General features: G+C 63.4%; 10 protein-coding genes. 6 read left to right on the top strand and 4 right to left on the bottom strand.

Annotated elements, in window-relative coordinates:
* Positions 1-444 precede the first annotated feature (444 nt).
* From prpF to prpB, 4 genes are read right to left on the bottom strand one after another with little or no spacing between them, the layout of a single operon-like run.
* Entirely contained in the window at positions 445-1,629 is a 1,185-nt protein-coding gene (prpF, locus tag ACWBU6_RS09990) for a 2-methylaconitate cis-trans isomerase PrpF (protein ID WP_452648645.1), read from the bottom strand.
* A complete protein-coding gene (gene acnD, locus ACWBU6_RS09985) occupies positions 1,630-4,227 on the bottom strand; it encodes a Fe/S-dependent 2-methylisocitrate dehydratase AcnD (RefSeq protein WP_452648644.1) in 2,598 nt (865 codons plus the stop codon).
* Positions 4,228-4,229: 2 nt separating this feature from the next.
* A complete protein-coding gene (gene prpC / locus ACWBU6_RS09980; RefSeq protein ID WP_452648643.1) occupies positions 4,230-5,381 on the bottom strand; it encodes a bifunctional 2-methylcitrate synthase/citrate synthase in 1,152 nt (383 codons plus the stop codon).
* A 17-nt stretch (positions 5,382-5,398) separates the two neighbouring features.
* Complete coding sequence (prpB, locus tag ACWBU6_RS09975; protein WP_452648642.1) at positions 5,399-6,286, bottom strand: methylisocitrate lyase; 888 nt, start codon at positions 6,284-6,286, stop codon at positions 5,399-5,401.
* Between the two features lie 146 nt (positions 6,287-6,432).
* On the opposite strand from prpB, the gene prpR reads away from it, so the two are divergent.
* The 6 genes from prpR to ACWBU6_RS09945 all read left to right on the top strand — a co-directional run bounded on the left by prpR (position 6,433) and on the right by ACWBU6_RS09945 (position 12,490).
* Positions 6,433-8,064, top strand: coding sequence for a propionate catabolism operon regulatory protein PrpR (gene prpR, locus ACWBU6_RS09970; protein ID WP_452648641.1), 1,632 nt, complete (start codon positions 6,433-6,435; stop codon positions 8,062-8,064).
* An 81-nt stretch (positions 8,065-8,145) separates the two neighbouring features.
* Positions 8,146-10,125 carry an acyltransferase family protein gene (locus tag ACWBU6_RS09965; protein WP_452648640.1) on the top strand — a complete coding sequence of 660 codons (1,980 nt, stop codon included), beginning with the start codon at positions 8,146-8,148 and terminating at the stop codon, positions 10,123-10,125.
* Positions 10,095-10,574 carry a DUF6328 family protein gene (locus ACWBU6_RS09960; protein WP_452648639.1) on the top strand — a complete coding sequence of 160 codons (480 nt, stop codon included), beginning with the start codon at positions 10,095-10,097 and terminating at the stop codon, positions 10,572-10,574. The genes ACWBU6_RS09965 and ACWBU6_RS09960 overlap by 31 nt, the downstream gene beginning before the upstream one ends.
* 80 nt (positions 10,575-10,654) lie before the next feature.
* Positions 10,655-11,686 (top strand): sensor histidine kinase, encoded by a 1,032-nt coding sequence (locus tag ACWBU6_RS09955; RefSeq protein WP_452648638.1) that lies wholly within the window; start codon positions 10,655-10,657, stop codon positions 11,684-11,686.
* Positions 11,687-11,699: 13 nt separating this feature from the next.
* Positions 11,700-11,978 (top strand): hypothetical protein, encoded by a 279-nt coding sequence (locus tag ACWBU6_RS09950; RefSeq protein WP_452648637.1) that lies wholly within the window; start codon positions 11,700-11,702, stop codon positions 11,976-11,978.
* Positions 11,873-12,490 carry a sensor histidine kinase gene (locus ACWBU6_RS09945; protein WP_452648636.1) on the top strand — a complete coding sequence of 206 codons (618 nt, stop codon included), beginning with the start codon at positions 11,873-11,875 and terminating at the stop codon, positions 12,488-12,490. The genes ACWBU6_RS09950 and ACWBU6_RS09945 overlap by 106 nt, the downstream gene beginning before the upstream one ends.
* Positions 12,491-12,499: the final 9 nt, after the last annotated feature.

Genomic DNA, 12,499 nt, shown 5'->3' with positions numbered 1-12,499 from the left:
GGCCATGTACGATGATTCAAAACGTCGAAAGATTGAACATGGTTGAGAGCGCCCTGGGCGAATTTGAAAGACTGCTTGGAAATGAGGCCTCTCCATGGTTTGAATACAATCTGGAGATGGCGAGCGGAATCCTTGACCGCATTTTCCTCCGCGGATTGGCGCGACAGCACACGTGCGGACGTTGTGCAGAGGTTAATCTCGCACTCATGTAAGACTTGAAGAGAGACTTTCGCCCGCTTGATGCACCCGAGTCAGGATTCTATCCCGACCTGTCAACGCATTAATGATTCATCAACGCAGAAGATAGGCATCGCGCTTGGCAGGGCCGTTGTCCCTTCGGAATCGAGCAATGTCGGAGCGCTTGCTGTCTTTCCGGCATGGAGGGATGGCTTGCGCCGTAGACGCGTTGGACCTACGCCCGGCGCGCAGCCGGGCGTTGCGGGCTTACTCGGCTGGTACTCTTACCCAGCCTTCCATCAGCACCCGCGCGCTGCGGCTCATGATGGCTTTCTTCACGTTCCACTCACCGTTTTCCTGGGTTGCTTGCGCGCCAACGCGCAGCGTGCCGGACGGATGGCCAAAGCGTACCGCCTCACGCTCGCCGCCGCCGGCAGCCAGGTTGACCAGCGTACCGGGTATCGCCGCCGCCGTACCGATTGCCACGGCAGCGGTCCCCATCATCGCGTGGTGCAGCTTGCCCATCGAAAGCGCGCGCACCAGCAGGTCGATATCGCCCGCCTGCACCTGCTTGCCGCTGGAGGCGGCGTAGCTGGCTGGGGGCGCGACGAAGGCGACCTTCGGCGTGTGCTGGCGCGTGGCTGCTTCCGACACGTCCTTGATCAGGCCCATGCGCACGGCGCCGTGGGCACGGATCGTCTCGAACTTCGCCAGCGCGGCGGCATCGCCGTTGATCGCTTCCTGCAGCTCGGTGCCGGTGTAGCCGATGGCATCGGCGTTGACGAAGATGGTCGGGATGCCGGCGTTGATCATGGTCGCCTTCAGCGTGCCGATGCCTGGAACCTCCAGGTCGTCGACCAGGCGGCCGGTCGGGAACATCGTGCCGCCAACGCCCTCCTCCTCCGCGGCCGGATCCATGAATTCCAACTGTACTTCAGCGGCCGGGAAGGTGACGCCATCGAGCTCGAAGTCGCCGGTTTCCTGTACGTTGCCGTTGCTCATCGGGATATGGGCGATGATGGTCTTGCCGATATTCGCTTGCCAGATGCGCACTACGGCCATGCCGTCGCGCGGCACGCGCGCTGGAGCAACCAGCCCGCCGCTGATTGCGAAAGCGCCGACCGCCGCTGACAGATTGCCGCAGTTGCCGCTCCAGTCCACGAAGGCCTTGTCGATGCTGACCTGGCCGAACAGGTAGTCCACGTCGTGATCGGCGCGGGTGGAGGCGGACAGGATCACTGTCTTGCTGGTGCTCGACGTGGCCCCGCCCATGCCGTCGATCTGCTTGCCATACGGGTCCGGACTGCCAATCACGCGCAGCAGCAAGGCGTCGCGCGCCTTGCCCGGAACCTGGGCAGCTTCCGGCAGGTCCTGCAGCCGGAAGAACACCCCCTTGCTGGTGCCGCCACGCATGTAAGTGGCGGGGATCTTGATTTGCGGTTTGTATGCCATTTATGCCGCCTTTGCCGATTCCAGGAAGTCCTGCGCGAAACGCTGCAGCACACCGCCTGCTTCATAGATCGATACGTCTTCCGACGAATCGAGGCGGCAGGTGACCGGCACTTCCAGGCGTTCGCCGTTCTTGCGGTTGATCACCAGGGTCAGCGTGGCACGCGGGGCGCGCTCGCCGATCACGTCGAAGGTCTCGGTGCCGTCGATAGCCAGGGTCAGGCGGTTGACACCCGGCTTGAACTCCAGCGGCAGCACACCCATGCCCACCAGGTTGGTGCGGTGGATGCGCTCGAAGCCCTCGGCCACGATGGCTTCCACTCCGGCCAGGCGCACGCCTTTCGCGGCCCAGTCGCGCGAAGAACCCTGGCCGTAGTCGGCGCCGGCGATCACGATCAGCGGCTGCTTGCGCTCCATATAGGTTTCGATGGCTTCCCACATGCGGGTGACCTTGCCTTCGGGTTCGACGCGGGCCAGCGAACCGGCCTTGATGCTGCCGTCGGCATTGCGCACCATTTCGTTTTTCAACGTCGGGTTGGCGAAGGTGGCGCGCTGCGCAGTCAGGTGGTCGCCGCGGTGGGTTGCATAGGAGTTGAAGTCCTCTTCCGGCAGCCCCATTTTGTGCAGGTATTCGCCTGCGGCGGAATCCATCATGATCGCGTTCGACGGCGACAGGTGGTCGGTGGTGATGTTATCGCCCAGCACGGCCAGGGCGCGCATGCCCTTCAGCGTGCGCTCGCCTGCCAGTGCGCCTTCCCAGTACGGCGGACGGCGGATGTAGGTCGATTGCGGGCGCCAGTCGTACAGCGGCTCGGCGCGTTCGGCAGCTTCTTCGCTGCGCGCGAACATCGGGATGTAGACCTTGCGGAAGTGCTCCGGCTTGACGCTGCTCGCCACGATCGCGTCGATCTCTTCGTCGCTCGGCCACAGGTCCTTCAAGGTAACCGGCTTACCGGCGGCATCGTGGCCCAGCACATCCTTTTCGATGTCGAAGCGGATAGTACCGGCAATGGCGTAGGCGACCACCAGCGGCGGCGAGGCCAGGAAGGCTTGCTTGGCGTATGGGTGGATGCGGCCGTCAAAGTTGCGGTTGCCCGACAGGACGGCGGTGGCGTACAGGTCACGCTCGACCACTTCCTTCTGGATCACAGGGTCCAGCGCACCGGACATGCCGTTGCAGGAAGTGCAGGCATAGGCCACCACACCGAAGCCCAGCTTCTCCAGCTCGGGCAGCAGGCCGGCTTCTTCCAGGTATAAGGTCACGGCTTTCGAGCCTGGCGCCAGCGAGGATTTGACCCAAGGCTTGCGCAGCAAGCCTGCCTTGTTCGCATTGCGGGCCAGCAGGCCGGCGGCGATCATATTGCGAGGATTGTTCGTATTGGTGCAGCTCGTAATGGCGGCGATGATCACGGCGCCATCAGGCATCTTGCCAGGCTCGTTCTCCACCACGCCCGAGATGCCGCGCGCAGCCAGTTCGCTGGTCGGCACGCGCTTATGCGGATTCGACGGGCCGGCAATATTGCGTACGACGGTCGACAAGTCGAAATTCAGCACTCGCTCATACTCGACCTTGGCCAGGTCGTCCGACCACAGGCCGGTGTGCTTTGCGTAGGTTTCCACCAGCGCCACCAGCTCGTCGTCACGGCCGGTCAGCTTCAGGTACTTGATGGTCTGCGAATCGATCGAGAACATCGCAGCAGTGGCGCCGAATTCCGGCGCCATGTTGGAGATGGTGGCGCGGTCGCCCAGAGTCAGCGCAGTGGCGCCCTCGCCATAGAACTCCAAGTAGGCCGAAACCACTTTCTCCTTGCGCAGGAATTCGGTCAGCGCCAGCACGATGTCGGTCGCGGTGATGCCAGGCTGGGGCTTGCCGGTCAGTTCGACGCCGACGATGTCGGGCAGGCGCATCCAGGAGGCACGGCCCAGCATCACGGTCTCCGCTTCCAGGCCGCCAACGCCGATGGCGATCACGCCCAGCGCATCGACCATCGGGGTGTGGGAATCGGTACCGACCAGGGTGTCCGGATAGGCCACGCCGTCGGTAACCTGGATCACAGGCGACATGCGTTCCAGGTTGATCTGGTGCAGGATGCCGTTACCCGGCGGGATCACGTCAACGTTCTGGAACGCCTTCTTGGTCCAGTTGATGAAGTCGAAGCGGTCTTCGTTGCGGCGGTCTTCAATGGCGCGGTTCTTGTCGAACGCATCAGGGTCGAAACCGCCGCATTCCACGGCCAGCGAATGGTCGACCACCAATTGGGTCGGCACCACCGGATTGACCAGGGCAGGATCGCCGCCCTGCTCCGCGATGGCATCGCGCAGGCCGGCCAGGTCGACCAGCGCGGTCTGGCCCAGGATATCGTGGCACACCACGCGCGCAGGGAACCATGGGAAGTCCAGGTCGCGCTTGCGCTCGATCAGTTGCGACAGCGACGCGGCCAGCGTGGCCGGGTCGCAGCGGCGCACCAGGTTTTCCGCCAGCACGCGCGAGGTGTAGGGCAGCGTGGCGTAGGCGCCAGGCTTGATCGCATCGACGGCTTCGCGCGCGTCGAAGTAGTCCAGCCTGGTGCCAGGGAGTTGTTTGCGGTATTGGGTGTTCATGATCACTTGCGGTCCTTCAGTGGTACAAAGGCCAGGTCTTCAGGGCCGACATAGTTGGCGCTCGGACGAATGATCTTGTTGTCGATGCGCTGCTCGATCACGTGGGCCGCCCAGCCCGAAGTACGGGAGATCACGAACAGCGGGGTGAACATGGCGGTCGGTACGCCCATCATGTGGTACGACACGGCGGAGAACCAGTCCAGGTTCGGGAACATTTTCTTGATTTCCCACATGACGGATTCCAGGCGCTCGGCGATATCGAACATCTTGGTGGAACCGGCTTCCTGCGACAGGGAGCGTGCCACTTCCTTGATCACCACATTGCGCGGGTCGGAGATGGTGTAGACCGGATGGCCGAAGCCGATCACCACTTCCTTGTTGGCGACACGGTTGCGGATGTCGGCTTCCGCTTCATCGGCGTTCTCGTAGCGCTGCTGGATATCCAGCGCGACTTCGTTGGCGCCGCCATGCTTGGGGCCGCGCAGTGCGCCGATCGCGCCGGTGATGGCGGAGTGGATGTCGGAACCGGTGCCGGCAATCACGCGGCTGGTGAAGGTGGAAGCGTTGAACTCGTGCTCCGCGTACAGGATCAGGGAAGTGTGCATTGCGCGCACCCACGATTCGGACGGCTTTTCGCCGTGCAGCAGGTGCAGGAAGTGGCCGCCGATGGTTTCGTCGTCGGTTTCCACGTCGATGCGCTTGCCGTTATGGCTGTAGTGATACCAGTACAGCAGGATGGAGCCGAAGGAGGCCATCAGGCGGTCGGCGATATCGCGCGCGCCGGCGATGTTGTGGTCATCCTTTTCGGGCAGGCAGCAGCCCAGCACGGAAACGCCGGTACGCATCACGTCCATCGGGTGGGCCGACGCAGGCAGCGCTTCCAGCGCGGACTTGACGCCTTGCGGCAGGCCGCGCAGGGATTTCAGCTTGGATTTGTAGCCTTTCAGTTCGGCGACGTTGGGCAGCTTGCCGTGCACCAGCAGGTAGGCGATTTCTTCGAATTCGCAGGTGGTGGCCACGTCCAGGATGTCGTAGCCGCGGTAGTGCAGGTCATTGCCGGTCTTGCCGACGGAACACAGGGCGGTATTGCCGGCTGCAACGCCGGACAGGGCTACGGACTTCTTCGGCTTGAAGGTTGGGGCTTGTTCGGTCATGACGGTCTCTCCTCGGATCATTTCTTGGCCGCTGCGAACAGCGCATCCAGTTTTTGTTCAAAATCGTGATAGTTGATGCGTTCGTACAGTTCGGCGCGGGTCTGCATGGTGTCGACAACGTTCTGCTGGGTGCCGTCGCGGCGGATCGCGGTGTAGACATTCTCGGCAGCCTTGTTCATGGCGCGGAAGGCGGACAGGGGGTACAGCACCAGGCCTACGTCGGCCGACTTCAGCTCCTCCACGGTAAACAGCGGGGTCGCGCCGAACTCGGTGATGTTGGCGAGCACCGGCACTTTCACGGCGGCGGCGAACTGCTTGTACATGTCCAGGGAAATCATCGCTTCAGGGAAGATCATGTCGGCGCCCGCTTCCACGCAAGCGACGGCGCGCTCGATTGCCGCCTCCAGGCCCTCCACGGCCAGCGCATCGGTGCGGGCCATGATCACGAAGTTCTCGTCGGTACGGGCATCCACGGCGGCCTTGATGCGGTCGACCATTTCGCTCTTGGAGACGATTTCCTTGCCGGGACGGTGGCCGCAACGCTTGGCGCCGACCTGGTCTTCGATATGCATGGCCGCGGCGCCGAACTTGATCATCGACTTTACGGTACGCGCAACATTGAAGGCGGAGGAGCCGAAGCCGGTATCCACGTCGACCAGCAGCGGCAGGTCGCACACGTCGGTAATGCGGCGCACATCGGTCAGCACGTCGTCCAGGCTGGAGATGCCCAAGTCCGGCAGGCCCAGGGAGCCGGCAGCGACCCCGCCGCCCGACAGGTAGATCGCCTTGAAGCCGGCGCGCTTGGCCAGCAGGGCGTGGTTGGCGTTGATCGCGCCCACCACCTGCAGCGGGGATTCTTCTTGCACGGCCTTGCGGAAGGCGGCACCTGCGGAATATTGGCTCATGATGTCCTTTCAGTTTGAGGAATATTTGCCGTCCATAGTGCAAGTGGCGTGCCAGCAGCGGCTGCCCAGCAAAATCAAGCACTTGCAACCCCAGCCCCAGAGTATAATGTTTCAATTTGAAACACGTGAAACACTTCCAGTGAAACATGCGACATTCCACGCCCCTGCCCTTCGACCCGGCGGACAAGCCAGTGATCTGGACAGTGTCCGTCTCGCGCCTGTCGGAGCTGTTCCGCGACATCACGCTGGAATATGACGCCCTGGCCGACATCGAGCCGATCAACCTCGGCTTCGACGAGGCCGCGCGCCATATCCGCGAACGCCTGGCGACGGAGCGCTGCGATGCGGTGATCGCGGCCGGCTCCAATGCCGCCTACCTGAAAGGCCGCCTGTCGGTTCCGGTGGTGATCGCCAAGGCCAGCGGCTTCGATTTCATGCAGGCCCTGGCCCGGGCTCGCAAGGTCTCCAGCCGCATCGGTGTCATCACCTACCAGGACGACATGCCGGCGCTGGCGGAATTCGCCGCCACCTTCGGGGTACCGATCGAGCAGCGTACCTACGCCACGGAAGAAGATGCGCGCGCGCAGATCAACGACCTGAAAGCCTCGGGCATCAAGGCCATCGTCGGCGCCGGCCTGATCACCGACCTGGCCGAAGAAGCCGGATTGACCGGCGTGTTCGTCTACTCCGCCGCCTCGATCCGCCAGGCCTTCGACGACGCGCTGGAACTGGCGCGCCTGGCACAGCTCGAGACCAACCGCAGCCGCCGCCACGTCGTGGCCGACACCCTGCGCGCCAAGCACGGGCTGGCCGACCTGCGTGGCGAGTCCGAAGCGATGGAGCGCGTCCGCCAGGCCGTCGTGCTGTATGCAAAATCGCCGGCCACGGTGCTGATCCAGGGCGAGACCGGCTGCGGCAAGGAATTAGTGGCGCAAGCCATCCACCGCGAATCGCCGCGCACCCTGGGCGGCGCCAACCGGCCGTTTGTCGCCGTGAATTGCGGCGCCATCGCCGAATCGCTGCTGGAATCGGAATTGTTCGGCCACGAGGAAGGCGCCTTCACCGGCGCCCGGCGCGGAGGTCACGCGGGCCTGTTCGAAGCGGCCAACCGCGGCACCTTGTTCCTCGACGAGATCGGCGAAATGCCGCTTGCGCTGCAAACCCGGCTCCTGCGCGTACTGGAGGAACGCGAGGTGGTACGCGTTGGCGGCACGCGGCCAATCCCCGTCAACGTGCGCATCATCAGCGCCACGCACTGCGATCTTGAAACGCGGGTGCGCGAAGGCCGCTTCCGCGCAGACCTGTTCTATCGGCTGGCCGTGCTGCGCCTGGCCCTGCCGCCGCTGCGCCAACGCCCGACCGACATCCTGCCGCTGGCCGAGTGGTCGCTGCGCACCGCACTGGCCGGACTGGGGGCGCGTGCCCATCCCAACCTGCCGGCCGAACTGGCGGCCTGCGCCCCGCTGCTGCTGCGCTACGACTGGCCGGGCAATGTGCGCGAACTGCGCAACCTGACCGAACGCCTTGCCCTGTTCCTCGCCGCCGAACCACTGCAAGCCCTGACGCCCAGCTTCGTCGCCGGCGTTGCGCCCGAACTGAACCCGCTCCCGCACGGAGTACCGCACCCGGCCCCTGCTTCGGCCCCGCGGCCAGCCATGCCGGAAAGCGTCAGCGCAGTGCTGGACCGCTTCGGAGGACGCCGCGACGCCGCTGCCGACTACCTGGGCATCAGCCGCACCACGCTCTGGCGCCGCTTGCGCGAGGAGCAGGAGACATAGCCCGACGCGCCGGCGCCACACGCAATTGCACAAATTACAATATTACGATATCTTCTTGATATTGATTTCGAGGGTGGCGTCATGGAGTATCGCAGGGAAATTGATGGTCTGCGGGCGCTTGCCGTCCTGCCGGTAATCCTGTTCCACGCAGGGTTCCAGTTCTTTGGCGGCGGCTTCGTCGGCGTCGATATCTTCTTCGTCATCAGCGGCTACCTGATTACGACCATCCTCATCCACGAACTGGAAGCCGGCCAGTTCTCCCTCCTTCATTTCTACGAACGGCGCGCGCGCCGCATCCTGCCCGCGCTCTTCTTCCTGCTGCTTGCCTGCCTGCCGTTCGCCTGGTTCTGGCTGGTACCGGACGACTTGAAGAGTTTTTCGCAAAGCCTGGTCGCGGTAACCACCTTCGCTTCGAACATCCTGTTCTGGCAGCAGAGCGATTACTTTGACTCCTCCGCCGAATTCAAGCCCTTGCTCCACACCTGGAGCCTGGCGGTCGAAGAGCAGTTCTACCTGCTGTTCCCGCTGTTGCTGATGCTGTTCTGGCGCCGCAACCAGCGCCTGCTGCTGGCAGTGCTGGTGGGCGCGGCGCTTGCCAGCCTCGGCGCAGCGCAATGGGGCGTCGCCAGGAACCCTACCGCCACCTTCTTCCTGCTGCCAACGCGCGGCTGGGAACTGGCCATCGGTGCGCTGTGCGCCTATTCCATGTCGCGTCCAGGCTCCGGCCAGCACGCGCAACGCACGCGTGAACTTGCCAGCCTGGCGGGCCTGGGACTGATCGGCGTCAGCATTTTTGCCTTCAGCAAATACACGCCCTTCCCCAGCGTGTATGCCCTCCTGCCCACCGTGGGAACAGCAATGATCATCCTGTTCGCCGCGCCATCGACCACGGTCGGCAAACTTCTGGGCAGCCGGATCCTGGTCGCAGTGGGCCTGGTCAGCTACAGCGCATACCTGTGGCACCAGCCGCTCCTGGCATTTGCACGCCATCGCAGCCTCGAGGGTCCCAGCCCCGCACTGATGGCCGGCCTGGTCGTGCTGACGATGGTACTGGCCTACCTTAGCTGGCGGTTTGTCGAGAAGCCTTTCCGCAACCGCAGCAAATTCGGCCGGCCGCAAGTCTTTGCCTTCGCCATTGCCGGATCGCTGCTGTTTTTCGGCATCGGCCTGGCCGGCCACAAGACCGACGGCATGCGCAGCGTGAAGACCACGCCTCAGCAGCAGGAAGTACTGCGCACCGTCACGGCAAGCCCGAAACGTATTGCCTGCCATACCAAAGGGATTGACTACCGCAAGCCGCAAGACGCTTGCGCCTTCAATGGGCCCGACGGCGAGTGGGCAGTCTTCGGCGACAGCCATGCGATCGAATTGGCCTACGCGCTGGGGGTGGAAGTAAAGGGCAGCCAACAGGCAGTGCGCCAGTTCACTTTCAGCGGTTGCACGCCGTCCTACCTGCGCACAGACCCCAATCCAGGCTGTAGCGACTGGACGCGTGAAGCGGTCGATTTCATCGCCGGCGATCCGCACATCAAGGAGGTGGTTGTCAGCTACCGGCTTCACAGCGCGCTGTTCGGCGACCACGAAAGCACTTACCCGCGCTTGCCGGACGAATTTACCGAGGCCAGTCGCAGCGCCATCTGGACTTCCTACAAAACGATCCTGAACCGTTTCGTCAACGCGGGCAAACGCGTGACCGTAGTGCTGCAAGCGCCGGAACTGCCGCGCCAGGTGGATAAACTGATACGGCTGGCCGACGATCCGCGCAGCGTGGATGGCGTCACCACCGAATGGTGGCGCCGCCGCAGCGCCTATGTCGAGCAGCGCCTGGGCGAACTGCCGGCCGGCGTGCGCATCCTGCGGCCGGAAGCGCGGTTCTGCAATGCCCGGAATTGCCACGCCGTAATGAATGCCAAGGCCTTGTATTTCGATGACGACCACATGTCCATCCACGGCGCGGCGCTGGTAGCGCACGATATCGCGGCTGGGCAGGCGCGCGCCTGCCAAAGCGGCTGCTCGTTAGAATCGGCTGCATGGACGAGCAAATCGAAAGTGAAACATTAAAGGAACAGATGGGCCGCATCATTGAAGAGGCGCGCATGATACTGCCTGGTATCCAGGCGCTATTCGGTTTCCAGGCCATTGCCGTCTTCAACGACCGCTTCGAAAGGCTGCCCATCTACGCCCAGGACTGCCACGCCGCCGCCTTGGCCCTGGTGGTGCTGGCCATTGCGCTGGTCATGCTGCCTGCCGCCTACCACCGTCTCGCCGAGCCGGGGCAGGTATCGATGCATGCGATCAAGATCTCCTCACGGGCCATCTGCTACGCGCTCGCGCCGCTGGCCGCCGGCCTGGCGCTGGATATTGCCGTGGTTCTCTACATGGTTACTGGGAGCGACATGGGCAGTGCAGGCGGCGGTCTGGCCGCCTTTGTGCTGTTGATTGCCACCTGGTTCATCTTCCCCTTGCGCGCCCGCCGGCGCCAGCGCCGGCGCCGCGCGCATGCCTGCTGAGGCAACCGCCCGTCATCCGATTCGACCGCTCGTCAGATTGCTGAAATGGCACCCGGCCGGATGCGGTATGCTGCCAGCCCATGAAAAGAGAACATTACTTTTGCTTGCTGCAGCTTGCCGGCTGGGCGGGAGTCGCCTTGTTCGTAGCCCTGGTCAACCGCCTGGAAATCATCCTGTTCCCGATCTCCGCCTGGTGCGGCCTGAGCGGCCTGGTACTGAGCTCCGCCTGGCGCCACCTGTGCAACGCCCGGCTCCAGCGCGGCAAGCGGCTCACCTGGCCGGTTGCGGTGGGCGCGGCCCTGCTGCTGGGCTCCATCCAGACCCTCAGCAACCTCGAAATGGACAAGCTGCTGACTGGCCCCGGCTGGAAGGGCGGCGGCCTGCCGTGGAAATTGATCCTGCTATCGTTCTGGGTTGGCGTCATGCTGGCCTGGAATGTCTGCTACATGGCCGCCCTGTCCCTGCGCCGCAACCAGCGCCTCGAAGCGGAAGCGCTGCTGTTGGAAGCAGAGGCCTTGCGCTTTGAAGTCCTGGCCAAGGATGCGGAATTGCGCGCGCTGCAAGCCCAGGTCAACCCGCATTTTTTCTTCAATAGCCTGAACAGCGTGCGCGCCCTTCTCTACCAGGACATCGATTCCGCAGCCAATATGATCGACCAGTTGGCGACCCTGATGCGCTACACCCTGGTCTCCAGCTACAACGATTGCGTTCCGCTGGCAGACGAACTTGCCGCAGTGCGCGCCTACCTCGCAATCGAAAAGATCCGCTTCGAAGAACGGCTGCAGTTCGCCATCGACATAGACCAGGACATGGAAGCCATCACGGTGCCACCGATGGCATTGCAAACGCTGGTGGAAAACGCAGTGAAGTACGGCGTCGAACAATCCTCCATCGGCAGCGCCATCAGCATCCGCGCGCGCAGCGCCGGCAGCACGGCCATCATCGAAGTCGCCAACCGCGGCGACATGCTGCCAGGCGGTAAATCGACCGGTGTTGGCGTGAGCAATGCGCGCAAGCGCCTGGCGCTGTCCAAAGGCGAGCACGCCAGGCTCGATCTGGACGAACACGATGGCTGGGTGCGCGCCACCCTGCGCTTCCCGATTGCCGCATAGAGGAATCGACGACATGGACCGTAACAACTCCATCATCTCCAGGCTTGGCTGGTTCCCGCTGCTGCAAATGGCCGGCTGGGGAACCCTCTTCCTGCTGCTCATCCTTGGCAATGGCCGCTTTACAAATGCCAAGCTGCTGGCCGTATTCATCCTGGTGTTTGGCAGCGGCTGGATGTTGACCAGCGCGTGGCACCGACTCTTCAAGGCGTGGCGCTGGAACCGGCATGGCAACGACTGGCGACTGCCTGTGGTGGCTGTGCTGGCATTGACGCCTTCTTCTTCAATAGCCTGAACAGCGTCCGCGCCCTGATGTACGAGAACACCGACAACGCCGCCCACATGGTCGACCAGCTTGCGACCCTGATGCGCTACACGCTCATGTCGACCTTCAGCGATTGCGTGCCGCTGCAGCAGGAACTCGATGCCGTGCGCGCCTACCTGAATATCGAGAAGCTGCGCTTCGAGGAACGCCTGCACGCACGCTTTGAAATCGACGCCGGAATGGCAAGCATAACGATCCCGCCGATGACTTTGCAGACCCTGGTTGAAAATGCGGTCAAGTACGGTGTCGAGCGCCGCACCGATGGAAGCGAAATCCGCATCATTGCGCGCCAGTCGGGTGATCATGCGGTGATCGAAGTTTCGAACAAGGGCGCGCTGCTTCACAATACCGGCTCGACCCGCCTTGGCATGGCCAATGCACGCAAACGCCTGGAGCTCGCAAAGGGCGGGCAATCCAGCCTGGACCTGAGCGAAGATGACGGCTGGGTACGTGCAACCTTGCGCTTTCCGCTCGCCGCCTGAAGCAACACA

The organism is Pseudoduganella sp. HUAS MS19, from assembly GCF_053615455.1.
Note: the sequence above shows the minus strand (reverse complement) of the source record. Positions and strands in the feature narration are given on the sequence as shown.

Excerpts from the sequence above, each read along its gene's own strand:
- prpF (WP_452648645.1), bottom strand. The coding sequence starts at position 1,629 with ATGGCATACAAACCGCAAATCAAGATCCCCGCCACTTACATGCGTGGC.
- acnD (WP_452648644.1), bottom strand. The coding sequence starts at position 4,227 with ATGAACACCCAATACCGCAAACAACTCCCTGGCACCAGGCTGGACTAC.
- prpC (WP_452648643.1), bottom strand. The coding sequence starts at position 5,381 with ATGACCGAACAAGCCCCAACCTTCAAGCCGAAGAAGTCCGTAGCCCTG.
- prpB (WP_452648642.1), bottom strand. The coding sequence starts at position 6,286 with ATGAGCCAATATTCCGCAGGTGCCGCCTTCCGCAAGGCCGTGCAAGAA.
- prpR (WP_452648641.1), top strand. The coding sequence starts at position 6,433 with ATGCGACATTCCACGCCCCTGCCCTTCGACCCGGCGGACAAGCCAGTG.
- ACWBU6_RS09965 (WP_452648640.1), top strand. The coding sequence starts at position 8,146 with ATGGAGTATCGCAGGGAAATTGATGGTCTGCGGGCGCTTGCCGTCCTG.
- ACWBU6_RS09960 (WP_452648639.1), top strand. The coding sequence starts at position 10,095 with ATGGACGAGCAAATCGAAAGTGAAACATTAAAGGAACAGATGGGCCGC.
- ACWBU6_RS09955 (WP_452648638.1), top strand. The coding sequence starts at position 10,655 with ATGAAAAGAGAACATTACTTTTGCTTGCTGCAGCTTGCCGGCTGGGCG.
- ACWBU6_RS09950 (WP_452648637.1), top strand. The coding sequence starts at position 11,700 with ATGGACCGTAACAACTCCATCATCTCCAGGCTTGGCTGGTTCCCGCTG.